This is a genomic window from Acrocarpospora phusangensis (assembly GCF_016862995.1).
Classification (GTDB): Bacteria; Actinomycetota; Actinomycetes; order Streptosporangiales; family Streptosporangiaceae; genus Acrocarpospora; species Acrocarpospora phusangensis.
On record NZ_BOOA01000009.1, the window covers coordinates 32,043 to 55,857 of the forward strand.

Here is a 23,815-nt window from a genome sequence, read left to right on the forward strand (position 1 = left end):
TGGATAACCTGGGGATAACCTGTGGGTAACCGGTGGATGACGCACCGTTTTCCTGGGGATGCCCTGTGCACAACCGAAAGTTCCCCACAGGCCACGCTTCGTCATCCACTGTTTACCCACAGGCACGGTGGATGACGGCGGCCGGGCTGAGCTGCGGAAACAGGGGTTCATCCACATATCCACAGCCCCTATGAATGTGACTACGTTCTCTCTCACAAGGGAAATCAAGAGCAACAGAAGGGCTCCGCGGAGCGCCAAGGTGCGGGAGAGTTGACACCTGTGGGCGAGCGACGAGGATGGGCGTTCGCTGCTACGTCCGCCGAGCAGACCGCAGAGAGCACCACCTCGAGCACCACACCCCGAGTACTGCCCACTCCCGCCAGGGATGAACCGCGTTCGCCGGACATGCGACCGCAGACACAGCAACAAGCCAAGAAATCCACAGGAGGCTGATCCCCGTGATGTTCCGGGTCGACCGAGACGTGCTCGCCGAGGCGGTCGCGTGGACGGCACGTAGCCTGCCCGCCAGGCCCTCCGTGCCCGTGCTCGCGGGTATGCGGCTGGAAGTGACAGAAGACCACCAGCTGAAGCTCTCCGGCTTCGACTACGAGGTCTCCGCCGAGGTCACCCTCGACCTGCAGACCGGCGAGCCGGGTGTGGTCCTGGTCTCCGGCAAGCTGCTCGCCGAGATCACCCGCGCGCTTCCCGCACAGCCTGTGGATCTCGTTGTGGAGGGCGCCAAGGCGGTCGTCACCTGTGGTAGCGCCCGCTTCACCCTGCTGACCATGCCGGTGGAGGACTACCCCTCGCTGCCGGCCATGCCGCCCGCCGCCGGCCGGGTGGGCAGCGACGTGTTCGCGGCCGCCGTCGCCCAGGTGGCCACCGCGGCGGGCAAGGACGAGACGCTGCCGATGCTGACCGGCGTGCGGATGGAGATCGAGGGCGACACGGTCACGCTGGCGGCGACCGACCGCTACCGGCTGGCCGTACGGGAGCTGAAGTGGCAGCCTGACCAGCCGGATTTCCAGGCGATCGCGATGATCCCGGGGCGTACGCTGGCCGACACCGCCAAGTCGCTGGTGACCGGCGCCGAGGTGGAGATCGCGCTCAGTTCGGTGGGCGGCACCGGTGAGGGTATGATCGGCTTCTCCAGCTCCGGCCGCCGTACCACCACCCGCCTGCTCGACCCCGAGTTCCCCAAGTACCGCTCCCTGCTCCCCACCGAGTTCTCCGCCCACGCCGACATCCCCACCAGCTCCTTCGTGGAGGCCGTCAAGCGCGTGGCCCTGGTCGCCGAGCGCAACACGCCGGTGCGGCTCGCCTTCCGCGGCGCCGAGGTCGTGCTGGAGGCCGGCAGCGGCGACGAGGCGCAGGCCGTGGAGGTCCTGCCGGTGGAGTTCGAGGGCGAGGACATCAACATCGCCTTCAACCACCAGTTCCTGCTGGAGGGCCTGGGCGCGATCGACTCCGACGTGGCCCGGCTGAACTTCACCACCTCCACCAAGCCCGCCATCCTCACCGGTGGAAAACCTGTGGATGAACACGCGATCGCGGACTACCGCTACCTGATCATGCCGATCCGGCTGAGCTCCTGACGCCACGTACGGGGACGGACCGTATGATCTGACCCCGTGCCGGGTAGGGCGATCACGATGGATCTACTAGGGGGTGGCCTCGATGCAGATCGGCCTGATTGGGCTCGGGAAGATGGGCGGCAACATGGCCGAGCGGCTCCGCCGCGGCGGCCATGACGTGGTCGGGTACGACCGCGATCGCCAGATCAGCGACGTCGGAAGCCTCAAGGAACTCGTCGAGCGGCTGGCCGCGCCCCGGGTGGTGTGGATCATGGTTCCGGCCGGTGACCCCACCCGGGCGACGATCAGCGCGCTGAGCGAGCTGCTCGCCCCCGGCGACACCGTCGTCGACGGCGGTAATTCACACTACGGGGACGACCAGCGCCACGGCGAGGAGCTGGCCGCCCGCGAGATCGGCTTCGTGGACGTCGGCGTCAGCGGCGGCGTGTGGGGCCTGCAGAACGGCTACGCCCTGATGGCGGGCGGCACGGCCGAGAACGTCCAGCGCCTGATGCCGATCTTCGACACGCTCAAGCCGGAGGGCGAGGACGGTTTCGTCCACGCGGGCTCCGTCGGCGCGGGCCACTTCGCCAAGATGGTCCACAACGGCATCGAGTACGGCATGATGCAGGCCTTCGCCGAAGGCTGGGAGCTGCTGGAGGCCACCGACATCGTCACCGACGTGCCGGGCGCCTTCGCCAGCTGGCGGCACGGCACGGTGATCCGGTCCTGGCTGCTCGACCTGCTGGTCCGGGCGCTCAAGGAGGACCCGGAGCTGTCGGAGCTGAAGGGTTATGCACAGGACTCCGGCGAGGGCCGGTGGACGGTGCAGGCGGCTGTGGACCACGCGGTCCCGCTGCCGGTGATCACCGCGGCGCTGTTCGCCCGGTTCGCCTCCCGGCAGGAGGATTCGCCGGCCATGAAGATGGTCGCGGCGCTGCGCAACCAGTTCGGCGGCCACGCGGTGAGCGCCGCGGAAGGCCAGACGGGGCTGGGCGCGGACGCCCCCGGTGCGGACACCGTGCCGCCCGTGGAGGCCGAAGGCTGAGAAGGCCGAGGGCGCTGAAGATGTCGGTGCGTACCGCTAGCGTGGCGGCATGCACGTCGCCCATCTCTCGCTCACCGACTTCCGGTCCTATCCCGGGGTGGAGCTCGCGCTCGACCCCGGCGTGACCGCGCTCGTCGGCCCGAACGGGCAGGGCAAGACGAACCTGGTCGAGGCGCTCGGCTACGTCGCCACCCACGCCAGCCACCGAGTGGCCACCGACGCCCCCCTGGTCCGGCACGGCGCGAGCCGGGCGGTGATCCGCTCGGTGATCGTCAAGGACGACCGCAGGGCGCTGATCGAGCTGGAGCTCAACCCGGGCCGGGCCAACCGCGCCCGGATCAACCGGTCCCCCGTCTCCCGCGCCAGGGACGCGCTGGGCCTGCTGCGGACCGTGCTGTTCGCCCCCGAGGACCTGGCCCTGGTCAAGGGAGACCCGGCCGAGCGCCGCCGGTTCATGGACGATCTGCTCGTCGCCCGGCATCCCCGTTTCGCCGGGGTGCGGGCCGACTACGACCGGGTGCTCAAACAGCGCAACGCCCTGCTCCGCACGGGGGTCCTGGCGCGCCCTGGAAAGCGCCGTAGCGCCCGCAGGCAGGACGAGGAGTCCGGATTCGCCGAGGCGGGCGCCGGAGACGTCCAGAGCACGCTGGCGGTCTGGGACAGCCATCTCGTCCGCCACGGCGCGGAGCTGCTCGCCGCCCGGCTGGACCTGGTCGACGAGCTCCGCCCGCTGGCGGCCAAGGCGTATGCCTCGCTGGCCCCCGCCTCCGGGGCCGCCCAGCTCGACTACTTGTCCACAGCCCTGGGGACAACCCGCGACGATCTGGCCGGGCAGCTGCACGCCGCCCTGGCCGAGGCGCGCAGGTCCGAGCTGGAACGCGGCGTCACCCTGGTCGGCCCGCATCGCGACGACCTCCAGCTCCGCCTCGGCGAGCTCCCGGCCCGCGGCTACGCCAGCCACGGCGAGTCCTGGTCGTTCGCGCTCGCCCTCCGGCTGGCCGCCTACGACCTGCTCCGCGCCGACGGCGGCGATCCCGTGCTGATCCTGGACGACGTGTTCGCCGAGCTCGACACCCAGCGCCGGCGCAGGCTGGCCGAGATGGTGGCGCCGGCCGAGCAGGTCCTGATCACCGCGGCCGTCCCCGACGACGTGCCCGCCGAACTGGCCGGCGCCCGTTTCGACGTCACCGAAGGGAGCGTCACCCGTGTCTGAACCCCCCGCGGGCGGGCAGTCCCCCCAGAACTCGGCGGCCAAGGGCGCCGCCCTGGCCAGGGAGAAGCTCGCCCAGGCCAAGGCCGACGCGCTGCGCCGAGGCCAGCTGCCGCGCAGCGAGCCACGCCGCCGCAAGAACGGCGTCCGGCGGGATTCCAGTGATCCCCAGCTGCTCGGCGGGGCCATCCGGGAACTGCTGGCCGCCCGGGGCTGGGAGCAGTCGGTCGCCGTCGGCGGGGTGTTCGGCCGCTGGCGGGAGATCGTCGGCCCGGAACTGGCCTCGCACACCAGGCCGGAGAGCTTCGAGGACGGGGAGGTGCTGGTCGCCGCCGACTCCACGGCCTGGGCCACCCAGGTGCGCCTGCTGGCCGCCTCCCTGGTCAGACGCCTGAACGAGGAGCTGGGCGAGGGCACGGTCCACCGGGTCAAGGTGCACGGGCCGAACGCCGGCCCGCGTCCCGGCGGTGGCCTGCGTGTTCACGGCAGCAAGGGGCCGGGGGACACCTACGGATAAAGGGCTGACGTCCGTCCGTACCAGATCGAAAACGGGCTGTGGAAAAGCTCGCAGTGGCCCGAAATCGCGTCTGACGCGAGAACCCCCGGTCTCGCGGTGTTGACATTAAAAACAAGATCATCGCATTAGCGGGCATCACAGCCCCCGTCAATGCCACCTGAGGTCCCGAAGACCGGTAGAATGAAAGCGGACTTAAGGACACGTCCGTTTGCGTGTCACCCCGGCCTGACGAGCCGACTCCCCTGGGTGAGCGCATCGGGGCACTCACGACGGTGACGGGCAAGGCAGGACAGCCATCCTCGGATGTCTCCTGCCGCGTGTCCGCGGCAGGAGGATTTCACACTTGTCCTACGACGCAAGCTCTATCACCGTTCTCGAAGGACTTGAGGCGGTCCGCAAGCGCCCGGGTATGTACATCGGCTCGACCGGCGAGCGCGGCCTGCACCACCTCGTCTACGAGGTTGTGGACAACTCGGTGGACGAAGCCCTGGCGGGCGTGTGCGACAACATCGAGGTCACACTGCTCGCCGACGGCGGCGTCCGGGTTGTGGACAACGGCCGTGGCATCCCGGTGGCCATGCACCCGGTCGAGAAGAAGCCGACCCTGGAGATCGTGCTGACCGTGCTGCACGCCGGCGGCAAGTTCGACGGCAAGTCGTACGCGGTGTCCGGTGGCCTGCACGGCGTGGGCGTCTCGGTGGTGAACGCGCTGGCCAGCCGCCTGGAGGCGGAGATCATGCGCGACGGGTTCCACTGGCGGCAGTCGTACGTGGGGTCGAAGCCGACCACCGACGTGATCAAGGGCGAGGCCACCGAGGAGACCGGCACCACCATCACCTTCTGGCCGGACGAGACCATCTTCGAGACGACCACCTGGAACTTCGAGACGCTCAGCCGCCGGTTCCAGGAGATGGCCTTCCTCAACAAGGGCCTCACGATCACGATCAGGGACGAGCGCCCCGACCACATCGTGGAGGAGCCGGTCGAGGTCAGGTACTGCTACGAGGGCGGCCTGTCCGACTTCGTGGCGCACCTGAACTCGAAGAAGGAGACCGTCCACAACTCGATCATCGACTTCGAGGAACACAGCGAGGGCATCTCCGCCGAGATCGCCATGCAGTGGAACGGCTCCTACTCCGAGTCGGTCTACACCTTCGCCAACACGATCAACACCGCCGAGGGCGGCACCCACGAAGAGGGCTTCCGGGCCGCGCTGACCACGATCGTCAACCGGTACGCGCGCGAGCAGAAGATCCTCAAAGAGGGCAAGGACGACAACCTCACCGGCGACGACGTGCGCGAGGGCCTCACCGCGATCATCTCGGTGAAGCTGGCGGAACCGCAGTTCGAGGGCCAGACCAAGACCAAGCTGGGCAACACCGAGGCCAAGTCGTTCGTCCAGAAGGCCTGCAACGACCACCTGCGCGACTGGTTCGAGCGCAACCCCGGCGAGGCCAAGGAGATCATCAACAAGTCGCTGCAGGCCTCCCGGGCGCGGATCGCCGCCCGCCAGGCGCGCGACCTGACCCGGCGCAAGTCCCTGCTGGAGAGCGGCTCCGGCCTGCCCGGCAAGCTGGCCGACTGCCAGTGGAGCGAGCCGGAGCGCTGCGAACTGTTCATCGTCGAGGGCAACTCGGCCGGCGGTTCCGCGAAGGGCGGCCGCGACTCGCGCTTCCAGGCCATCCTGCCCATCCGCGGCAAGATCCTCAACGTGGAGAAGGCGCGGATCGACAAGGTCCTCAAGAACACCGAGGTCCAGTCGCTGATCACCGCGCTGGGCACCGGCGTGCACGACGAGTTCGACCTGTCCAAGCTGCGCTACCACAAGCTGATCCTGATGGCCGACGCCGACGTGGACGGCCAGCACATCACCACGCTGCTGATGACGCTGCTGTTCCGTTTCATGCGTCCGCTGATCGAGGCAGGGCATGTGTACCTGTCCCAGCCGCCGCTGTACAAGATCAAGTGGGACCGCAAGGGCGAGGACGCGTCGTACGCGTACTCCGACCGGGAGCGGGACGCCGTCATCCAGGCCGGCATCGACGCCGGCAAGCCGGACCCGCGGCCGCGCGACAACGTGCAGCGCTTCAAGGGTCTCGGCGAGATGAACGCCGCCCAGCTGTGGGAGACCACCATGAACCCGGACACCCGGCTGCTGCTTCAGGTCACCCTCGACGACGCGGCCCAGGCCGACGAGATGTTCAGCGTGCTGATGGGCGAAGAGGTCGCGCCGCGCCGCGAGTTCATCATCAGGAACGCGCGCGACGTGCGATTCCTGGATGTGTAATCGGCCTGCCGTACAGAGCAGAAAAGGATTGACGTGACGGAAGTGAACCTGCCTCCGGGCCCGCCGGCCGATCGCATCGAACCGGTGGACATCCAGTCCGAGATGCAGCGCAGCTACATGGACTACGCGATGTCGGTCATCGTGTCGCGCGCGCTGCCGGACGTTCGGGACGGGCTCAAGCCCGTGCACCGGCGGGTGCTCTACGCGATGTTCGACGGGGGCTACCGGCCCGACCGGGGGTACTTCAAGTGCTCCCGCGTGGTCGGCGACGTCATGGGCTCCTACCACCCCCACGGCGACACCTCGATCTACGACACTCTGGTACGGCTCGCGCAGCCCTGGTCGCTGCGCTACCCCCTGGTCGACGGGCAGGGCAACTTCGGCTCCCCGGGCAACGACATGCCCGCGGCGATGCGGTACACCGAGTGCAAGCTCGCGCCGATCGCCATGGAGATGCTCCGCGACATCGACAAGGAGACCGTCGACTTCCAGCCCAACTACGACGGCCGCTCCCAGGAGCCCGTCGTGCTGCCGTCGCGGTTCCCGAACCTGCTGGTCAACGGCTCGGCCGGCATCGCGGTCGGCATGGCCACCAACATCCCGCCGCACAACCTGCGCGAGGTCGGCGCGGCCGTGCAGTGGGCGCTGCAGAACCCGGACGCCGGCGAGGAGGAACTGCTCGAGGCCCTCATCGCGCGGGTCAAGGGCCCCGACTTCCCGACCGGCGCGCTGATCGTCGGCAAGCGCGGCATCGACGAGGCGTACCGGACCGGGCGCGGTTCGATCACCATGCGGGCCGTGGTGGAGGTCGAGGAGGACAACAAGGCGCGGCAGTGCCTGGTCATCACCGAGCTGCCGTACCAGGTGAACCCGGACAACCTCGCGCTGTCCATCGCCGAACTGGTCAAGGAGGGCAAGGTCACCGGCATCGCCGATGTCCGGGACGAATCCTCCTCGCGGGTCGGCCAGCGCCTCGTCGTCGTGCTCAAGCGCGACGCCGTCGCCAAGGTCGTCCTCAACAACCTGTACAAGCACACCCAGCTGCAGACCACCTTCGGCGCCAACATGCTGGCCCTGGTCGACGGCGTGCCGCGCACGCTGCGGCTGGACCAGTTCGTCAAGTACTACATCGGCCACCAGATCGAGGTCGTCGTCCGGCGCACCCGCTACCTGCTCCGCAAGGCGGAGGAGCGGGCGCACATCCTGCGGGCCCTGCTCAAGGCCCTGGACCGGCTCGACGACGTGATCGCGCTCATCCGCCAGTCGCCGTCGGCGTCGGCCGCCCAGCAGGGCCTGATGAGCATGCTGGAGATCGACGAGATCCAGGCGCAGGCCATCCTGGACATGCAGCTGCGCAAGCTCGCCGCCCTGGAGCGTCAGCAGATCCAGGACGAGTACGAGAACCTGATGGCGCAGATCATCGACTACCAGGACATCCTCGCCTCCCCCACGCGCCAGCGCACCATCGTGAGCGAGGAACTCGGCGAGATCATCACTCGGTACGGCGACGACCGGAAGACGGAGATCATCGCCTACGAGGGCGACATGTCCATCGAGGACCTGATCGCCGAAGAGGACATGGTCGTCACGATCACCCGCGGTGGGTACGCCAAGCGCACCAACACCGACCTCTACCGGGCGCAGAAGCGCGGCGGCAAGGGAGTGCGCGGCGCCCAGCTGCGCCAGGACGACATCGTCGAGCACTTCTTCGTCACCACCACCCACCACTGGCTGCTGGCGTTCACCAACAAGGGCCGGGTCTACCGGGTCAAGGCGTACGAGCTGCCCGACTCCGGCAGGGACGCGCGCGGGCAGCACCTGGCCAACCTGCTCGCCATGCAGCCCGACGAGCGCGTCGCCGAGATCCTCGATTTGCGCGACTACGAGGTCGCCCCATACCTCGTGCTCGCCACCCGCAGCGGCCTGGTCAAGAAGACCCGGCTCTCCGAGTACGACTCGCCGCGTTCCGGTGGCCTGATCGCGATCAACCTGCGCGAGGATGACGAGGTGATCGCCGCCAGACTCGTCTCCGAGGAGGACGATCTGCTGCTCGTCTCCAAGGGCGCGCAGTCGATCCGCTTCACCGCCTCCGACGAGGCGCTGCGCCCGATGGGCCGCGCCACCAGCGGTGTCATCGGCATGCGGTTCATCGACGGTGACGAACTTCTCGCCATGAATGTGATGAGCCACGGCGACGATGTGCTTATCGCGACCGAGGGCGGGTATGCGAAACGGACCCCGGTCGACCACTATCCGCTTCAAGGTCGGGGCGGCAAGGGCGTGCTGACTGCGAAAATCGTGAGCGCGCGTGGCAAGCTGGTCGGAGCGGTCATGGTGAGACCCGAGGACGAAGTCTTCGCTATCACCTCCGCCGGGGGAGTGATTCGTACCAGCGCGGGCGAGATCAAGCAGTCGGGCCGCCAGACCATGGGGGTCCGCCTGATGAACCTCGCCGAGGGCGACAGCGTCGTGGCACTCGCTCGGAATGCCGAAACGCTGGCGACAGCCGAAGCTTTGGAGACAGTGGAGAATGGGGCAGGAGACGAGGAATGAGCAACTCGGGCAGCGCCAGCGCCAGAACAACGAAGGCTTCGGCCGCCAAGCCGACGTCCTTCGCCATGCGTGACGGGGTGTCCGAGCGGATCGACGACGAGGGACCGGACTCTCCTCGTCCCGCCGAGGAGGAGCCGAAGACGGACGACTCCACGGTGCGCATCCGCACCACGGGTCCGGACCCGAAGCCGTGGTCGCCGGCCGCGCCCGACCTGAACGAGACCAACCCTCGCCCCCCAGCGGTCCCGTCCGTCGGCACGGCGGCCGACCTGACCACACCCGCGCCCGCCGACCGGCCGATACTCAAGACCAAACCGGCGGAAGACAAGAAATCGGCCATCCGTGCCCCCCGGAAGGCCCACCTCGTCCTCCGCCGCGTGGAACCCTGGTCGGCGATGAAGTTCAGCTTCGTCGTCTCCCTGGTCTGCTTCGTCGTCCTGTTCGTCGCGGTCGCCGTCCTGTACGGCGTGCTCTCCGCCATGGGCGTCTTCGACGAGATCGTCAAGGCCGTCAACCAGCTCACCGTCGGCGAGGGCGCGACCCCGTCCTTCAACGTGGCCAGCTGGTTCGAGCCCGTCCGCATCCTGGGCTACACCGCCCTGCTGGGCGCGATCAACGTCGTCCTGATCACCGCGCTGGCGACACTGGGCGCGGTCATCTACAACCTCTCCGCCGACCTGGTCGGCGGCGTCGAAGTCACGTTCAGCGAAGCCGAGTAAGCCCCGTTCCTGTACGGCTCCGCCGGGCGGCGCGGCCGTACAGGAACCACGGTGCGAGGAACCCCTCGGACACGGTAAGCTTTTCCTCGTCCAGCCGAGACCCGCGGGTCCTGGTTGCGGCTGGGGGCTATAGCTCAGACGGTTAGAGCGCTTCCCTGATAAGGAAGAGGTCCCAGGTTCAAGTCCTGGTAGCCCCACCCCAGCTCAAAGGCCATTTCCCACTAGAGGGAGTGGCCTTTTTGATCTTCCGAGTGACTAAGTGAGTGACTAGGGTCATATCTCGTCCGAAGGTCACGAGCTACAGCCGGAACGAGGAGCCTCCCGTCCCGAGGCTCGCCCGGAGGATGAGCGGTTGTGGGGTCCTGGGGGATATAGGCGATGAAGCACCGCGCACTGTTGTGCTGGATGGGTGCCATCCTGCTGTCTACCCTTCCTAACTGGGCTTTGTTGCCAGTAGATACAGAGATCTACATCTGCGCCTATTTGGACACAGAAGGCGGATACACCGGTCGTGATGTGCTCGGCCTGGGCTTCGGCGCGATGGCCACTCTTCTTCCCCTTGCTTTGATAGCGCTGGCTGTGGCCGCACGGCGATCACTGCCCCAAAGGGGCCGACTTCTGGTCTGGGTAGGGGTGGGCGGAGCGCTCCTGACAGCCGCTTACTACGCGCTATCGACCGTTGCGTTCTTCTCCCCCTACTGTCCGGAGGGTTCGCAGGGGCCTGGGTTCGTGCTCCCGCTCTACGGCGCTATTGCTGCGCTTGTCCTGATCGCCGGCGTGCCACGAGCCGAAGACAAGCCCAACGCGGAGGCCGAGACGCGGTCATGAACAGCGTTAAGCCTGCGGAAAGATCTGATGCATCGCCTCGGCGCCTTCCAGTAGCACGGGGCGGAGCTGTTTGCGGTAGACCTTCTCCGTCACGACCGTGCCCCTGTGGCCGACCAGCCGGGAGATGTTCTCCAGAGCCATTCCGGAGTCGGAGAGCAGCGAGACGAAGCTGTGCCGCATCTCCCGAGGCGTCCACTCATCCTCATTCAGGTCGGTCCTCTTGAGGACCACCCGGAAAGCGCGGCGTACATTGGCCGCGTCCAGTTCGGTCCCGTACTTGCTGGCGGAGACGAGATCGTTCTCCTGCCACAGGTCACCCGCCTTCTCCCGTGCGAGCGCCTGTCGCTCGACACCGGGGACAGGATCCCGCTGCGCTACTAGCTCGTGTCTTTGCTGGGCTGCAACGTTCCTGGATAATGTTGCAGCCCAGCTCGCCACGGGATAGTGCTTAGACTGTGTTCGCCGTCGAGCTTGCCGTGTACTCCCCTGGTCGCGCAGAGGCATGGGAATTACCTGTCCGCCGCTTGAGGGCGTTGATCTCTCTTGATGCGAGGTCCGTACCAGCGTCGGAGTTGGCCGCTGTCGTGTGATTACTTCCGAAGCCCGCTATCGACGGCACACGGCTCCAGATCACGGCCATGTATTGAGGTAGTGGTCAGAGATGACGTATCCCCATCCGCACTCCGCTCGTGACCAACCCGGATTGGTGCGCGAGTTGTAGATGTTGCCGTAATCCCAGTAGCGATTTTCTCCACTGATTTCGTCGGCGCATATCGCAGCTGTCTGGTAGTTGAAGGCCTCCCAGCTGTAATCCGTGGTACAACGGTTTTCTACCCATGTATTCGCCAGGTTGCCGTGTTGCTGACAATGGGTCCCAGCATGAGCTGGTCCAGGGCTGATGGCGCCGAAGGCGAGTACCGTGATGCTCATAATCAGGGCTCGTTTTAACGAGCGCAGTCGTCGGCTTGCCGGATTCATGGACATTCCCCCTATGTGATAGATGCGACACTTCCACAAAGGCCCCAGCAGGTCCGCGCGCTCGTCAGTGACGGTTGGGCGAACCAGCTGCCGCGCCGCGGTGGCGGGAGTTCCGAGACGATTCAGGATTGAGCCTGTCGGGACGCGGGTCAGCTCAGAGCGCGGCAGGTCAGCTCAGAGTGCGGCAGGTCCGCTCTCGATGACCTTCGCGTAGCGGCAGTAGACGTAGGAGGTCTGGCCGGTGGCCTTTCGGAGTTGCCCGTACGCCGGCCACTCGTCGCCAGTGCTGTAGCTCTTGCATGTGGCCCTGGCGGCGAACCAGACATCCCCGCCGTGGCATGTCCAGGCAGCGCTGCTTTCGTCACCCGTGGCGACCCTCGAACAGGGTGCGATGTCCGCTGCCGCCGCTTGTGAGGCCGACCCCACGAGAGCGGCCGCCGCTAACGTGAGGCCGGCGAACAGCGTCGAGATTCTACGCATGGTGATCCCATCCCTTTGAAACAGTGGGTTTGGTCTGGAGGTCCATGCACGACGCACTGAGCCGGTCCTGCGATGTGCCCCCGTTGTACGAGCAGGTGATCGGCGGTTGCCTGCCCCTGCTGCTACGACCCGGTGTAGTGCGGGCGGACGTTGTCCGGCAACCCTCTGCGGCCAATGCCGGACAACGTCCGGACAAAGCCGTCTACCTTTACTCCATCACGGCCGTCGCCCGTTGACATGTTGCGGCACTCTCCGTGCGAAGCACGGCTTAGAAGGAACGTGCGTAGCGCTTTCATGCAGTTTTCGCGGGCCCCGGCCCCACTCGGAGATGGGAGATCTGTGGTTGAGGTCCTTTGGGGCCCCTTCCTCGGGTCTCCTTCGTCGTTTGTACGGGGGGACGACCCCCCGAGCCCCCCGGGGCGAGAGGGCTTTCGCCCCCTCGCGCTCCCCCGCAGGATGCGGTGGTTGTCGTATCAAAGGGGACTTTTCAGGTGATCCACTAGTGTGTCAAGGTCATCGCATGGCAGATGAACTTGATGATGTAGAGGGCTTCCGTCCCAAGCGCGGCGACTGGCCCGGTTCCGTTTGGATCAATGTGGTTTTGATTGGCGTCGGCCTGCTTGCCCTCATCGGCTTTACGGCCGACCTGATCCGGGTTCGACGCCCGGCCGCCTTGGAGTGGCTACTCGTGTGGGATATGGGTTCATGGTGGTGGGTGGGGCAGCTCGTTGTGATCGTGGGTTGGTGCGCCATCGTCTACGCGTCTGCCCAAAGCCTGATGCGGAGCCGCCGTCACAAGACTCCAACCAAATGACGTAGACCCAGACCAAGCGCGCCCGACTTGGCCAGGCGGTGGCTGTACGACCTCAGTGGGGGCGGGAGCGGGTGCGTCGGGTTGCCAGGACGATCAGCCCTATCTGGATGACCAGCATCACCAGTGCGAGCAGTCCCGATGCCGCGGATGTCGCTTCCTCCGAGAGCCCGCCGCCGCATTCCGTTATGTTGCCGCCCTCGTATGGCACGACGCAGCCGTGTCCCAGGATCGTGGCGACGATGAACCATTTGGCGAGCAGAAGAGGGACCGCGCCCAGGACGAGGGCGAGCGCCTTGCCGTTTGCCGGGTTCATCTCTGCTGGAACGGGTTCCAGACGCCTGTTCGTACCCGAATCAGGGTTCATCCCGAACACGTAAGCATGAGCGAGCGATCACGACAAGGCCGATCAAGGTCCGGGGTTTTCGCTTTGCGTCGGCCGGGGGTTGGCTACTTCAGGGTCAGTAGGCGTTGGGCGGTGGTTTTGGTGCCGTCGGTGCGTACCTGGGTGGAGAGGGTTTGGGCTTGGGCTGTTGTCTCGGGGTGGAGGGCTTGGGTGAGTGCGGTGGTCAGGGAGTCGGGGGTCGGGATGCCGGGGGCGTGGGCGGTGCCGATGCCGAGGGTGTGGATGCGGTGGGCCCAGTAGTGCTGGTCGTAGAGCTGGGGGACGATGACCTGGGGGGTTCCGGATCGGGCGGCCGCGGTGGTGGTGCCGGCGCCGCCGTGGTGGACGATGGCGGCGACGCGGGGGAAGAGGGACTGCTGGTTGATCTCGCCGATGGTGAGGCAGTCGAGGTCGTTGTCCACAGGTGGCAGGTCGGCCCAGCCGCGGGACACGATGGCGCGGCGGCCGAGGGCTCGGGCCGATTTGCCCACCACCTGAGCCAGATCTCCTGGTACGCGCATGCTGCCGAAGCCGAAGTAAATGGGTGGTTCGCCGGCTTCGAGGAATTCCTCCAGTTCGGGAGGGAGCGGACGGGAATCCGGCAGGATCCAGGCGCCGGTCTGGACGACGGCCGGATCGGCCGGTTCGGGCCACGGCCCCAAGGTGGGGTCGGCGGAGAGCCAGGGCTGGTCGGTGAAGACGTGGCTGCGTACGTCGGTGACCGGGGACAGGCCGAGCGAGGCCCGATGGGTGTTGAGGGCGTCGCCGAACATGGCGTTGAAGCGTGCCGCGTCCTCGGCCCAGAGAGTGAGGTTGTCAGCCGTCGCCGGCGGCTGTCCCGGCATGGGCGGCGGCGCGTGATGGGGTGAGGGCAGGACCGCCGGGCAGTACGCGGCGAAAACGTAGGGGATTCCCCTGAGTTCCGCGACGGAACGGGCGGCGATCTGCAGGGCGGTCGCGGCCACGATCATGTCGCACCCTTCGGCCGCCGCCGTGAGCGTCTCGAATTGGGCGGTGACCGTGGCCTGCGCGGCCAGGCGCAGCTGTTCGGGCGAGGGCGGCCCCGACGCGGCCGACGGTACGGCGGCGGTCGCCTTCCGCAGTTCGGGGCCGATGGTGACGACCCGCATGCCGAGGCCGTCGATCCAGTCGCGGAAATCAGGCGGTACGCACAGTCGCACATCCTGTCCGAGATCGCGCAACTCCAAGGCCAGCGCCACGAGCGGCTGGACGTCGCCACGCGTTCCGATTGTGGACAGCAGCAAGCGCATCTGAACTCTCCGGTGGGGGGATTGGACCATGGTCGAATGACGGCATGGTGAACGTGAGCCCAGGCAGATCAGGGCCGGTTCAGCTCACGAGCCCTGATTGTGGGCCACCACCGGGGCCTTGCCGCAAGCCCCACCCTCCGCTATACGTTGAAAGTGGCGAGGTGATCCGCGTGCCAGCCTCGACCAAAATCATGTTGTTTTGGTAGGAAAAGTGTAGATATGCTCTCAGGGCACCTGTAGCACCACGGAACCAGGACCCATGAGAATCACCCCAGCTCTCGCGGCCGCCGCCACCCTCCTCACCCTCGCCGCCTGCGGCACCGGAGAGAGCGGCACCGCAGCCCCCGAGGACGCCCCGGCGAAGTCCGTCATCCTCATCACCCCCAACCCGGTCGGCACCAACAGCTTCCTCCAGCTGGGCGTCAAGGGAGCCGAGACCGCCGCCAAGGAACTCGGCGCCTCCTTCAAGCTGTACGAGAGCAAGGACCCCACCTCCATCGCCCAGAACGTGGACGCGGCCGTACGGGCCAAGCCGACGGTCATCGTGGGCATCAGCTTCTCCTTCGACGACGTGTTCACCACCGTCCCGAAGCAGCACCCCGGCCAGCAGTTCCTGCAGGTCGACTCGTGTGCCAAGGAGCAGGCCCCCAACCTGGCCTGCGTCTCCTTCAAGGAGCACGAGGCCGCGTACCTGGCCGGTGTCGAGGCGGGCCTGCTCAGCGAGAGCGGCCAGATCGGCGTGGTCGCGGCGCTGGACACCCCGTTCATCCACCGCTGGATCGAACCGTTCTTCGCCGGGGCCACCTCGGTCAAGCCGGGCGTCACCGGCACCCCGCTCTACGTCGGCGGCGCCAACCCGTTCAGCGACCCCGCCAGGGCCAAGTCGCAGGCGCAGACCCTGACCGGGCGCGGTGTGGACGTCGTCGCCGCGGCGGCCTCGGCTGGCAACCAGGGCGTCTTCGAGGCGCTGGCCTCCTCGGGCGGCAAGGGCTTCGGCGTGGACGTCAACCAGTGCGCGCAGAGCCCGGGCGCCATCATCGACAACGTGCTCAAACACGTGGACGTGGCGACGACCGCGGCCGTCAAGGAGATCGCGGGCGGCAAGACCGGCGGCGTGAAGGTCTACGGCCTGGCCGAGGGCGGCGTCGGCGTGAACGCGCTGGCCGACGACGTGGCGACCTCCGGCTGCACGGTGGCCGCGAGCCCCGAGGTGATCACCAAGGTGAAGCAGGTCCGCGACGACATCGTGGCCGGGAAGATCACCGTCGCGGACCCGCTCCAGGGCTAGCGGGTGAGCGAGTTCGCCGCCGAACTGGTCGGCGTGAGCAAACGGTTCGGTCCCGTTCTCGCCAACGACGGCATCGACCTGGCGGTCGCCAGGGGCGAGGTGCACGCCGTCGTCGGCGAGAACGGGGCAGGCAAATCCACCCTCATGTCCATCCTGTACGGCCTGCACCGCCCCGACGCGGGCCACATCCTGCGCTCCGGAACCCAGATCAGGCTGCGCTCCCCCGCCGACGCGATCCGCCACGGTCTCGGCATGGTCCACCAGCGCTTCCGCCTCTTCCCCGGCCTCACGGTCGCCGACAACATCGTCATCGGCGCCGAACCGGTCACCGGCGCTCGCCTCGACCGCGCCGCCGCCCACCGCTCCGTCACCGACCTCTCCGACCGGTACGGCCTGCGCGTCGACCCCGCGGCTCTCGTGGGCACCCTCCCGGTCGGCGTACGCCAGCGGGTGGAGATCCTGCGTGCCCTCTACCGCCACGCGGAGGTCCTGATCCTCGACGAGCCGACGGCGGTGCTCACCCCCGGCGAGGCCGACCGCCTCTTCGAGGTGCTCCGTACGGTCGCCGCCGGCGGGGTCGCCATCCTGCTGGTCACCCACAAGCTGACCGAGGTGCTGGCCGCCGGCGACCGCGTCACCGTGCTCCGCCAGGGCCGCGTGACCGGCCGTTTCACCACGGCGGACACCACCGCCGACGACCTGGTCCACGCCATGGTCGGCCGCTCCCTCCCCACGCCCGTGCCCCGGCGCGCGACGCCGGACGCGGCCCCCGCGCTCGACGTACGCGACCTGACCGTGCGCGACGCCGACGGCGTGACCCGCCTGTCGTCCGTCTCGTTCTCGGTACGCCCCGGCGAGATCGTCGGCCTGGCCGGAGTGGCGGGCAGCGGCCAGCGCGAACTCATCGACACGATCACCGGCCTGCGTGACGGCGGTGACCGCGTCCTCCTGGACGGCACGCCGATTCATCCCGGCCGCGACCCTCGTGTCGCGTACGTGCCCGAAGATCGGCACGCCCGTGGCACGGCGCCGCAGATGTCGCTGGCCGAGAACCTGCTCATGGGCGAGCAGCGCACGCTGGCGACGAGGTCCGGCCTGCCCAGGGCGGCGGTGCGCGAGCGGGCCCGGGACCTGGTCGCGCGCTTTTCGATCAGCGCCGCCTCCGTGGACGTGCCGATTTCCGCGTTGTCCGGCGGAAACGCGCAGAAGGCGGTCCTCGCCCGCGAGCTGTCCCGGGGCTCCCGGGTGATCGTGGCGGAGGAGCCGACCCAGGGCGTGGACGTGGCGGTGCGGAGCCGCGTCCACGCCCTGCTCATCGAAGCCCGCGACCAGGGCGCGGCCGTGCTGGTCCAGTCGAGCGAGCTGGCCGAGCTGCGCGAGCTGGCCGATCGGGTCCTGGTCCTGTTCGAGGGCCGGCTGGTCGCCGAGTTCGGCGGCGACGCCACCGAGGCGCAGCTGGGCCAGGCCATGACCGGAGTGAGCGCGTGAAGGTTCTGTCGCCGTCCGTCGTGGCGGTCGCGGGCGCGCTCGCGCTGACGACGCTCGTCATGCTGGCGGTCGGGGTCGACCCGGCGCTGGCCTATCCCGCCCTGGTGCGGGGCGCGGTCGCGGACGGCAACCTGGAGTACACGATCGCCGCGTTCGTGCCGACCCTGGGCATGGCGCTGGCGTTCGCGCTCCCCCTGCGCGCGGGCGAGTTCAACCTGGGCGGGGACGGCCAGCTGGCCGCCGGGGGGATCACGGCGGCGGCGTTCGCGCTGCTGGTGCCGCTGCCGCCGGTGCTGGCCGTGGTCGTGCCGCTGGCCGCGGGCACACTGGCGGGCGGCCTGGTCGCCGCGCTGGCCGCGCCGCTCAGCACCAGACTGCGCATCCCGGCCATCGTCAGCACGCTGCTGATTAGCGCCCCGGCCGTCTCGCTCGCCTCCTACCTCGCCCGATTCCCGCTGGCCGAGCAGGGTACGGGCATCGCCCAGACGCCGCGGCTGCCCGAGCACGCCCATCTGCCCGCGCTGACCGAAGCCGGTTACGTCACGATCGGCCTGCCGCTGATCGTGCTGCTGACCGGGCTCTGGCTGTACGCGGACAGCCGTACCGTGCTCGGGTACGAGATCCGGGCCACCGGCCAGAACCGCGAGTTCGCCTGGTACGGCGGGGTCCGCGTCAACCGGGTCGCCGCGTACGCGCTGGCCGGTGGGGGCGGGGTGGCCGGGCTGGTGGGCGGGCTGATCGTGCTCGGGCCGCCGTACCGGTTCGTGGACGGGGCGTTGACCGCGCCCGGGTACACGTTCACGGCGGTGGCGGCCGTGCTGCTGGCCTCGGCGCGGCCGGTCGTGGTGCCGGTCGCGGTGGCTCTGCTGACCTTCCTGCAGGTCGGCGGGCAGGGCATGGAACGGGAGGCGGGCGTGCCCAGCCAGCTCACCCAGATCGTGCAGGGGCTGATCATCGTGATCGTGGCCGTGCTGGCCACCGTACGGGCGCGGCGGGGGGCACGGGCGTGAACATCGTCGAATGGTCCCTGCTGGCCGGGGTGCTGACCGCCACGGCGCCGGTGCTGCTGGCCGCGCTCGGCGGGCTGATCTGCCAGGTCGCGGGCGTGTTCAACATCGCGCTGGAGGGCCAGCTGCTGTGGGGCGCGTTCACGGCCGTGGTCGTCAGCGATCTGACCGGCAGCGCGTGGGCCGGTGTCCTGGGTGCGATCACGGCCACTCTGCTGTTCGCCGGTCTGCTGTCGGTGGCCTCGGTGAGCCTGCGCGCCGACCCGATCGTGGTCGCGGTGGGGCTCAACCTGCTGGCGCTCGGGCTGACCGCGTTTCTGATGCGGCAGATCTTCGGTGTCGGCGGGACGTACAGCTCGCCGGATCTGGCGGGGCTGCCGACTCTGGCGGAGCTGGGGCTGGACCTGCCCGTGGTGGGGCCGCAGTCGCCGCTGGTGCCGGTGGCCCTGGCGCTGGTCGCGGCGGCGGCCTGGTGGCTGGGGCGGACGCGGTCGGGGCTGCGGGTGCGTGCCGTCGGGCAGCATCGGGAGGCGGCCGAGGCCGTCGGGCTGCGGGTCGGCGGATATCAGCACGGGGCGACGCTGGTCGCGGGCGGGCTGTGCGGGCTGGCCGGGGCGCAGCTGGCTCTGGGCAATGTGACGCTGTTCAGTGAGGGCATGAGCGCGGGACGGGGGTGGATCGCGGTGGTGGCGGTGATGCTGAGCGGGGTACGGCCCGGCCGGCTGCTGCTGGCCTGCCTGCTGTTCGGGGTGGCGGAGGCGATCGGATTCCGCCTTCAGGGCGTGGGGCTGCCGCAGCAGGCGGCCGACGCCGCGCCGTACGTGATCACGCTGGTGGCGCTGGTTCTGGCCGCGGTGGCCGGGCGGAAGCGGCGCGGGAACGAAGGAGAGGCGCTGTGACCGAGGTCCGGCGGATCGTGGTCGACACCGACACCGGGATCGACGACGCCCATACCCTGCTTTATCTGGCCGGCCGGGCGGACGCGGAGATCGCCGCGATCACGTCCGTCTTCGGCAACTGCGTCGAACCGGACGCGGCGCGCAACATCGGCTACGTGACCCGGCTGCTCGGCTTGGACGTGCCGATCGCCCGGGGTGCCTCGGCGCCGCTCACCGGGACCGCCCACATCGCCGGGTATGTGCACGGCAAGGACGGGCTCGGCGATGTCGGTTACGAGCGGCCTCTGCCGGACGTGACCGGTGAGAGCGCCGCTGAGCTGCTGGTCCGGTTGGGGCGGGAGCATCCGGGTGAGCTCGATCTGCTGGCGCTCGGGCCGCTCACCAATCTGGGGCTGGCGTTGCGGCTGGATCCCGAGCTGTTCACCCGGTATCGGTCGGTGGTGCTGATGGGCGGTTCGGGGCCGTACGCGCCGCCGGGGACGCTGTTGATGGTGGACGCGAACATCAACAACGATCCGGAAGCCGCAGAGGCGGTGTTCGCCGCGCCGCGCCGGGAGCTGGTCATGGTCGGGGTCAACGTCACCGCGACCACGATTCTGGACGAAGTGGCCATCGGTGCTCTGCGGGCTGCGTCGAATGCCCGGTTCGCGACTGAGATTCTGGATGCGTACCTGGACTTCTATCAGGAGGAGTGGGGGCGTCGGGTCATTCCGTTGCATGATCCGCTGGCGGCGGGCATTCTGCTCGATCCCGGGTTCGCGACGGCCTGGATGGAGGGTCCGGTGAACGTGCGGACGAACGGGTTCATGTCGAGGGCGCGGCTGATGCGTACCCATGACGGGTTGCCGCCGGCCTTCCCGTACCGGGCTGCTCCGCCGACCAAGGTCGTCACCGCGGTGGACTCGGCGCGGTTCGTCGCCGATTTCGTGGATGTGCTGACTCGAGGAAATTGATGGTGGCGGACGTGTAGAGAAGCGGGCGTCCGCTCCGACTAACTGGGAAAGCAGCCAATCCGAGGAGTCGGTGATGAGAAAGATCTTCGTGTTCATGATGACGAGCCTTGACGGCTACTACGCGGGGCCCAACGACGAGATCGACTGGCACAACGTGGACGACGAGTTCAACGTGTTCGCGGCCGAGCAGCTGGACGAGGTCGACACCCTCCTGTTCGGCCGGATCACGTACGAGGGGATGGCGTCGTGGTGGTCGACCGACATGGCGAAGGAGGAGGACCCGATCATCACGGAGAAGATGAACAGCATCTCCAAGATCGTCGTCTCGACCACGCTGGAGTCGGCCGACTGGAACAACTCCAGGCTCGTCAAGGGTGATTTCGCGGAGATCGCCCGCCTCAAGCAGGAGCCGGGCAAGGACATCGCGATCTTCGGCAGCTCCGTGCTCGCGGCCGGCCTCCTGCGTGCGGGCCTGCTCGACGAGGTACGCACCATGGTGGCCCCGGTCGTGCTCGGCGGCGGCAAGTCCTTCCTCGGAAGCCTCGGCGAACGCGCCGGCCTGGAACTGCTGAAGACCAGGACCTTCGCGTGCGGAAACGTCCTTATGTATCACCGCCCGGTGTGAACGGTGAACCCCACGACAGCGATCGCCGTCGTGGGGTTCACGTCAGGGGCCGGACGGCCAGTACCCGGAAGCAGACGCCGGCCGCCGACCGTCTGACCTCCTCGATCCGGAAACCCGCCTCCTCCAAGTATGGCCGGGGGTCGCGGGTGAGATAGTCCGCGTCCTTGCGTACCGTGAGGGGTTCGATCAGCCGCATGGCCGTACGGAGAAGGGGATTGCTGGACGGCCCATGTTCGGCAAGGACAAACCGCCCACCCGGCTTCAGCACTCGATGGGCCTCGCGGGCCGCCGCGGCAGGGTCCGGAATCGTGCACATCGTGAACGTGGACAGCACCGTGTCCGCGACCCCATCCGAAAGCGACAGGCGCTGCGCGTCCCCCTGCACCAACTCCACCCTGTCGCCAAGCCCCGCCCGTACGGCCCGGCGCCGCGCCAGACTCAGCATGCGCTCGGACAACTCGACCCCGACCACCGTCACATCGCCCGGATAAAGCGGGATATTCAACCCGCTACCAACCCCGATCTCGACGACATGACCCCGGACCTGCCCAACCGCCCACTCCCGGGCGCCCTTCAACAGCCGCCGCTCCCATACCGCCATCTGCCGGTCGTAGTCATCGGCGACCCGATCGAACACCCGGCGCACGTCGTTCTCGGTACTGGCCCGCATGCTGCGATCCCCTCCCGCAGACGATGTGCCTCCATCATTAATCACAAGCCCGGACAGTGCGGACGTCTCCGCCGACGGGATTGTCGGTGGCGGTTGAGAGGATCGTCGCCGTGACCGACCTCACTGCCACGATCGTTGGCTACTGGGATGCCGTGGCGCACGCGTTCGATGACGAGCCGGACCATGGTTTGCGAGCCGAGGTCACGCGGGCCGCGTGGGATCGCCGGTTGCGCGCGTGGGCTCCGCCCGGGCCGGCGGATGTGCTGGATGTGGGTTGTGGAACCGGTTCCCTGGCCGTGTTGCTGGCTGCGGCAGGACATCGGGTCACGGGTGTGGACCTCGCACCGCAGATGATCGAGCTGGCTCGGGGCAAGATGGCGGCCGCGGAACTGGCGGGTCGGTTTCTGGTGGGCGATGCCGCCGTGCCACCCACCGGGGACGAACGGTTCGACATGGTGCTGTGCCGGCATCTGGTGTGGACGCTGCCTGATCCTCACCTCGCGCTGCGCGAATGGGTTGCTCGGCTTCGGCCGAACGGTCGGCTGGTGTTGGTCGAGGGATGCTGGGGTGAGGCCGGGCCGGTCGTGCCTTATGTGCCGGGGGCGGAAACACTGGTGTGGGGCGGTGGAGTGAGGGCCTCCGAGTTGGCTTCCGCGGTGCGTCCGCTTGTCTTTGACCTGCGTGTTGAGCGGCTCAGCCAAGATTCTGAGTTGTGGGGTGGGCCGGTGGGTGATGAGCGTTATGCACTTATCGCTTATACCTAGAGGGCTGTAACGCCGGGCGAGTCATGATCAGATGTAACAGGGCACCGGGTTGATCCTCCGAGGTTTGGGACGCTCTCTTTGGACAGAAAGATTCTTTCCTGGTTACCGCGTTCGTTTAAGTCTGTGCGGCGGTTTGTGGGTCGGTCGGGGTCGCTTGTTCTGGGTGCGGCTGCGGTTTTGGTGGCTGTGGGATTGGTGCTCTTTGGGCCGCATATTCTTTATCCGTCGGTGACTGAGGAGCAGTTGCGTGCGGAGAAAGTGAGCGGTCAGGCGAGGTTTCAGGTTGAGAATGACCGGTACAAGCTCCAGAATGAGGCGCGGGGGGCCTTGTTGCAGGGGCTGGCCGGGCTTGCGGTTCTTGTGGGAGCCTTCTTGGGGTGGCGGCAGATCGCCGTATCGAGGGAAAGTCACGCCACTGATCGGTTCATTCGGGCCATCGATCAGATGGGGCAGAAGGACAGTAGTTTCGAGATCACCTTGGGCGGGATCTATGGTCTGGAGCGTGTGGCGCGGGATTCTCCTGGGGATCGTCGCAGCATCGGAGAAATCTTGACCGCTTATGTTCGGCATCACTCGGGTGAGTTCGCGCTGCTGGATGATCGATCCCCTGAGGACGATCTGATGAATGATCGATCTATGCAGGTGCGGTTGCCGGGGGTTCAGGCCGCCCTGACAGTGCTGGGGAGGGGGAGATTCACGGATCTGGCCCTGCTCGCCGAGAAGGATGTGCGACTGCTCGATTTCCGTAGAGCTGATCTCCACCGAGCCGATCTCGGCGATCTCAATTTCGCGGGCTCGGGCATGTCCGGCATCTGCTTGGATGGAGCTGACCTGCTCAAAGCGAATCTGTCGCATGCGGATATGATGTACGCGAGCCTGTGCGAGGTCATCGCGAACGGCGCGGACTTCTCCGGCGTCTGGCTTCACGATGCTTGTTGTGATGGCGGGCACTTCTACAACGTGAGTTTCCGGCGCGCGGTTCTGCAGAGAACGAAATTCAGTGGAGCGAATTTAGCGGCCTCGGATTTCTCGGGTGCGATCCTGGTGGAGACCGATCTCACGGGAGCGAATCTGGAAGAAGCCCGCTTTGATGATGCGTTCTTCAGCAAGGTGTCGGCGGACTCCCGCACCGTGTGGCCTGAGGGTTTCGACCCGGAAGCGCATGGGGTCATCTTCAAGTCGGATTGAAACGTCCTGTGCCGGGCGGCTCCCCGATTAAAGGCGGGGGTAAGTTTTGATGGGCTGTTCTGGAGCAAGTGCTCTCTGACGCCGTGCGTAGGGGCGATGGAATTCCTGCGTCCGCAGGGGAATGCGGGCTGACACGACTGATCTACCTCTGGCTACATGCGGTCGTCACCTAAGGGCGGATTCCACTTACCTGGTCCGTGATCGGGTCGTTATACCAGGAAGAGCCACGTACGCCAGGTCCATGCAATGGGCTGCGCCGCAAACTCGCGAGC

General features: G+C 67.7%; 22 protein-coding genes and 1 tRNA gene. 18 read left to right on the top strand and 5 right to left on the bottom strand.

All coding sequences use genetic code 11. From position 1 onward, the window contains the following. Nucleotides 1–458 precede the first annotated feature (458 nt). The 9 genes from dnaN (at nt 459) to Aph01nite_RS07585 (ending at nt 10,736) form a co-directional block, all read left to right on the top strand. On the top strand, nt 459–1,595 hold the full coding sequence (gene dnaN / locus Aph01nite_RS07545) for a DNA polymerase III subunit beta (protein ID WP_204040038.1): 1,137 nt from the start codon (nt 459–461) through the stop codon (nt 1,593–1,595). A gap of 82 nt (nt 1,596–1,677) precedes the next feature. Continuing rightward, on the top strand, nt 1,678–2,622 hold the full coding sequence (gnd, locus tag Aph01nite_RS07550) for a phosphogluconate dehydrogenase (NAD(+)-dependent, decarboxylating) (protein WP_204040039.1): 945 nt from the start codon (nt 1,678–1,680) through the stop codon (nt 2,620–2,622). Nucleotides 2,623–2,671: 49 nt separating this feature from the next. Continuing rightward, entirely contained in the window at nt 2,672–3,835 is a 1,164-nt protein-coding gene (gene recF, locus Aph01nite_RS07555) for a DNA replication/repair protein RecF (protein ID WP_204040040.1), read from the top strand. Continuing rightward, nucleotides 3,828–4,349 (top strand): DciA family protein, encoded by a 522-nt coding sequence (locus tag Aph01nite_RS07560; protein ID WP_239161471.1) that lies wholly within the window; start codon nt 3,828–3,830, stop codon nt 4,347–4,349. The genes recF and Aph01nite_RS07560 overlap by 8 nt, the downstream gene beginning before the upstream one ends. Nucleotides 4,350–4,692: 343 nt before the next feature. Beyond that, nucleotides 4,693–6,636, top strand: a complete 1,944-nt coding sequence (gene gyrB, locus Aph01nite_RS07565) for a DNA topoisomerase (ATP-hydrolyzing) subunit B (protein ID WP_204040041.1) — start codon at nt 4,693–4,695, stop codon at nt 6,634–6,636. A 33-nt stretch (nt 6,637–6,669) separates the two neighbouring features. Beyond that, complete coding sequence (gene gyrA / locus Aph01nite_RS07570) at nt 6,670–9,189, top strand: DNA gyrase subunit A (protein ID WP_204040042.1); 2,520 nt, start codon at nt 6,670–6,672, stop codon at nt 9,187–9,189. Continuing rightward, nucleotides 9,186–9,908 (top strand): DUF3566 domain-containing protein, encoded by a 723-nt coding sequence (locus Aph01nite_RS07575; RefSeq protein WP_239161472.1) that lies wholly within the window; start codon nt 9,186–9,188, stop codon nt 9,906–9,908. Before gyrA ends, Aph01nite_RS07575 begins: the two co-directional genes overlap by 4 nt. 123 nt (nt 9,909–10,031) lie before the next feature. Continuing rightward, nucleotides 10,032–10,105 (top strand) — tRNA-Ile (locus Aph01nite_RS07580). A 208-nt stretch (nt 10,106–10,313) separates the two neighbouring features. Next, nucleotides 10,314–10,736, top strand: a complete 423-nt coding sequence (locus tag Aph01nite_RS07585) for a hypothetical protein (RefSeq protein WP_204040043.1) — start codon at nt 10,314–10,316, stop codon at nt 10,734–10,736. Between the two features lie 6 nt (nt 10,737–10,742). Here Aph01nite_RS07585 and Aph01nite_RS07590 read toward each other — a convergent pair whose 3' ends face one another. Beyond that, nucleotides 10,743–11,174, bottom strand: coding sequence for a tyrosine-type recombinase/integrase (locus Aph01nite_RS07590; RefSeq protein WP_239161473.1), 432 nt, complete (start codon nt 11,172–11,174; stop codon nt 10,743–10,745). A gap of 192 nt (nt 11,175–11,366) precedes the next feature. Further along, complete coding sequence (locus Aph01nite_RS07595) at nt 11,367–11,666, bottom strand: hypothetical protein (protein WP_204040045.1); 300 nt, start codon at nt 11,664–11,666, stop codon at nt 11,367–11,369. Between the two features lie 1,048 nt (nt 11,667–12,714). Here Aph01nite_RS07595 and Aph01nite_RS07600 point away from each other — a divergent pair. Beyond that, nucleotides 12,715–13,008 (top strand): hypothetical protein, encoded by a 294-nt coding sequence (locus Aph01nite_RS07600; protein WP_204040046.1) that lies wholly within the window; start codon nt 12,715–12,717, stop codon nt 13,006–13,008. Between the two features lie 52 nt (nt 13,009–13,060). On the opposite strand, the gene Aph01nite_RS07605 is transcribed toward Aph01nite_RS07600, so the two are convergent. Together Aph01nite_RS07605 and Aph01nite_RS07610 are read right to left on the bottom strand one after the other, a co-directional pair. Further along, nucleotides 13,061–13,372 (bottom strand): hypothetical protein, encoded by a 312-nt coding sequence (locus tag Aph01nite_RS07605; protein WP_204040047.1) that lies wholly within the window; start codon nt 13,370–13,372, stop codon nt 13,061–13,063. An 83-nt stretch (nt 13,373–13,455) separates the two neighbouring features. After that, entirely contained in the window at nt 13,456–14,661 is a 1,206-nt protein-coding gene (locus Aph01nite_RS07610; protein ID WP_204040048.1) for a glycosyltransferase, read from the bottom strand. Between the two features lie 259 nt (nt 14,662–14,920). On the opposite strand from Aph01nite_RS07610, the gene Aph01nite_RS07615 reads away from it, so the two are divergent. The 6 genes from Aph01nite_RS07615 to Aph01nite_RS07640 all read left to right on the top strand — a co-directional run bounded on the left by Aph01nite_RS07615 (nt 14,921) and on the right by Aph01nite_RS07640 (nt 20,921). Continuing rightward, on the top strand, nt 14,921–15,949 hold the full coding sequence (locus Aph01nite_RS07615) for a BMP family ABC transporter substrate-binding protein (RefSeq protein ID WP_204040049.1): 1,029 nt from the start codon (nt 14,921–14,923) through the stop codon (nt 15,947–15,949). A gap of 3 nt (nt 15,950–15,952) precedes the next feature. Then, nucleotides 15,953–17,437, top strand: coding sequence for an ABC transporter ATP-binding protein (locus Aph01nite_RS07620; RefSeq protein ID WP_204040050.1), 1,485 nt, complete (start codon nt 15,953–15,955; stop codon nt 17,435–17,437). Then, entirely contained in the window at nt 17,434–18,447 is a 1,014-nt protein-coding gene (locus Aph01nite_RS07625; protein ID WP_204040051.1) for an ABC transporter permease, read from the top strand. Before Aph01nite_RS07620 ends, Aph01nite_RS07625 begins: the two co-directional genes overlap by 4 nt. After that, the gene (locus Aph01nite_RS07630; RefSeq protein ID WP_204040052.1) at nt 18,444–19,343 is read left to right on the top strand and encodes an ABC transporter permease; all 900 of its coding nucleotides are present in this window, start codon (nt 18,444–18,446) and stop codon (nt 19,341–19,343) included. The genes Aph01nite_RS07625 and Aph01nite_RS07630 overlap by 4 nt, the downstream gene beginning before the upstream one ends. Then, complete coding sequence (locus Aph01nite_RS07635) at nt 19,340–20,296, top strand: nucleoside hydrolase (RefSeq protein WP_204040053.1); 957 nt, start codon at nt 19,340–19,342, stop codon at nt 20,294–20,296. Before Aph01nite_RS07630 ends, Aph01nite_RS07635 begins: the two co-directional genes overlap by 4 nt. Nucleotides 20,297–20,369: 73 nt before the next feature. Beyond that, nucleotides 20,370–20,921, top strand: coding sequence for a dihydrofolate reductase family protein (locus tag Aph01nite_RS07640; protein ID WP_204040054.1), 552 nt, complete (start codon nt 20,370–20,372; stop codon nt 20,919–20,921). A 37-nt stretch (nt 20,922–20,958) separates the two neighbouring features. On the opposite strand, the gene Aph01nite_RS07645 is transcribed toward Aph01nite_RS07640, so the two are convergent. After that, complete coding sequence (locus Aph01nite_RS07645; RefSeq protein ID WP_204040055.1) at nt 20,959–21,591, bottom strand: class I SAM-dependent methyltransferase; 633 nt, start codon at nt 21,589–21,591, stop codon at nt 20,959–20,961. Nucleotides 21,592–21,701: 110 nt separating this feature from the next. Here Aph01nite_RS07645 and Aph01nite_RS07650 point away from each other — a divergent pair, with 110 nt between their 5' ends. Both Aph01nite_RS07650 and Aph01nite_RS07655 read left to right on the top strand, forming a co-directional pair. After that, nucleotides 21,702–22,355, top strand: a complete 654-nt coding sequence (locus Aph01nite_RS07650; protein WP_204040056.1) for a class I SAM-dependent methyltransferase — start codon at nt 21,702–21,704, stop codon at nt 22,353–22,355. Nucleotides 22,356–22,583: 228 nt separating this feature from the next. After that, complete coding sequence (locus tag Aph01nite_RS07655; RefSeq protein ID WP_204040057.1) at nt 22,584–23,543, top strand: pentapeptide repeat-containing protein; 960 nt, start codon at nt 22,584–22,586, stop codon at nt 23,541–23,543. Nucleotides 23,544–23,815: the final 272 nt, after the last annotated feature.

Coding starts and splice junctions, on each gene's coding strand:
- gnd (WP_204040039.1), top strand. CDS start 1,678: ATGCAGATCGGCCTGATTGGGCTCGGGAAGATGGGCGGCAACATGGCC.
- Aph01nite_RS07610 (WP_204040048.1), bottom strand. CDS start 14,661: ATGCGCTTGCTGCTGTCCACAATCGGAACGCGTGGCGACGTCCAGCCG.
- Aph01nite_RS07640 (WP_204040054.1), top strand. CDS start 20,370: ATGAGAAAGATCTTCGTGTTCATGATGACGAGCCTTGACGGCTACTAC.
- recF (WP_204040040.1), top strand. CDS start 2,672: ATGCACGTCGCCCATCTCTCGCTCACCGACTTCCGGTCCTATCCCGGG.
- Aph01nite_RS07595 (WP_204040045.1), bottom strand. CDS start 11,666: ATGAGCATCACGGTACTCGCCTTCGGCGCCATCAGCCCTGGACCAGCT.
- Aph01nite_RS07615 (WP_204040049.1), top strand. CDS start 14,921: ATGAGAATCACCCCAGCTCTCGCGGCCGCCGCCACCCTCCTCACCCTC.
- Aph01nite_RS07585 (WP_204040043.1), top strand. CDS start 10,314: ATGGGTGCCATCCTGCTGTCTACCCTTCCTAACTGGGCTTTGTTGCCA.
- Aph01nite_RS07575 (WP_239161472.1), top strand. CDS start 9,186: ATGAGCAACTCGGGCAGCGCCAGCGCCAGAACAACGAAGGCTTCGGCC.
- Aph01nite_RS07600 (WP_204040046.1), top strand. CDS start 12,715: ATGGCAGATGAACTTGATGATGTAGAGGGCTTCCGTCCCAAGCGCGGC.
- Aph01nite_RS07605 (WP_204040047.1), bottom strand. CDS start 13,372: ATGAACCCTGATTCGGGTACGAACAGGCGTCTGGAACCCGTTCCAGCA.
- Aph01nite_RS07645 (WP_204040055.1), bottom strand. CDS start 21,591: ATGCGGGCCAGTACCGAGAACGACGTGCGCCGGGTGTTCGATCGGGTC.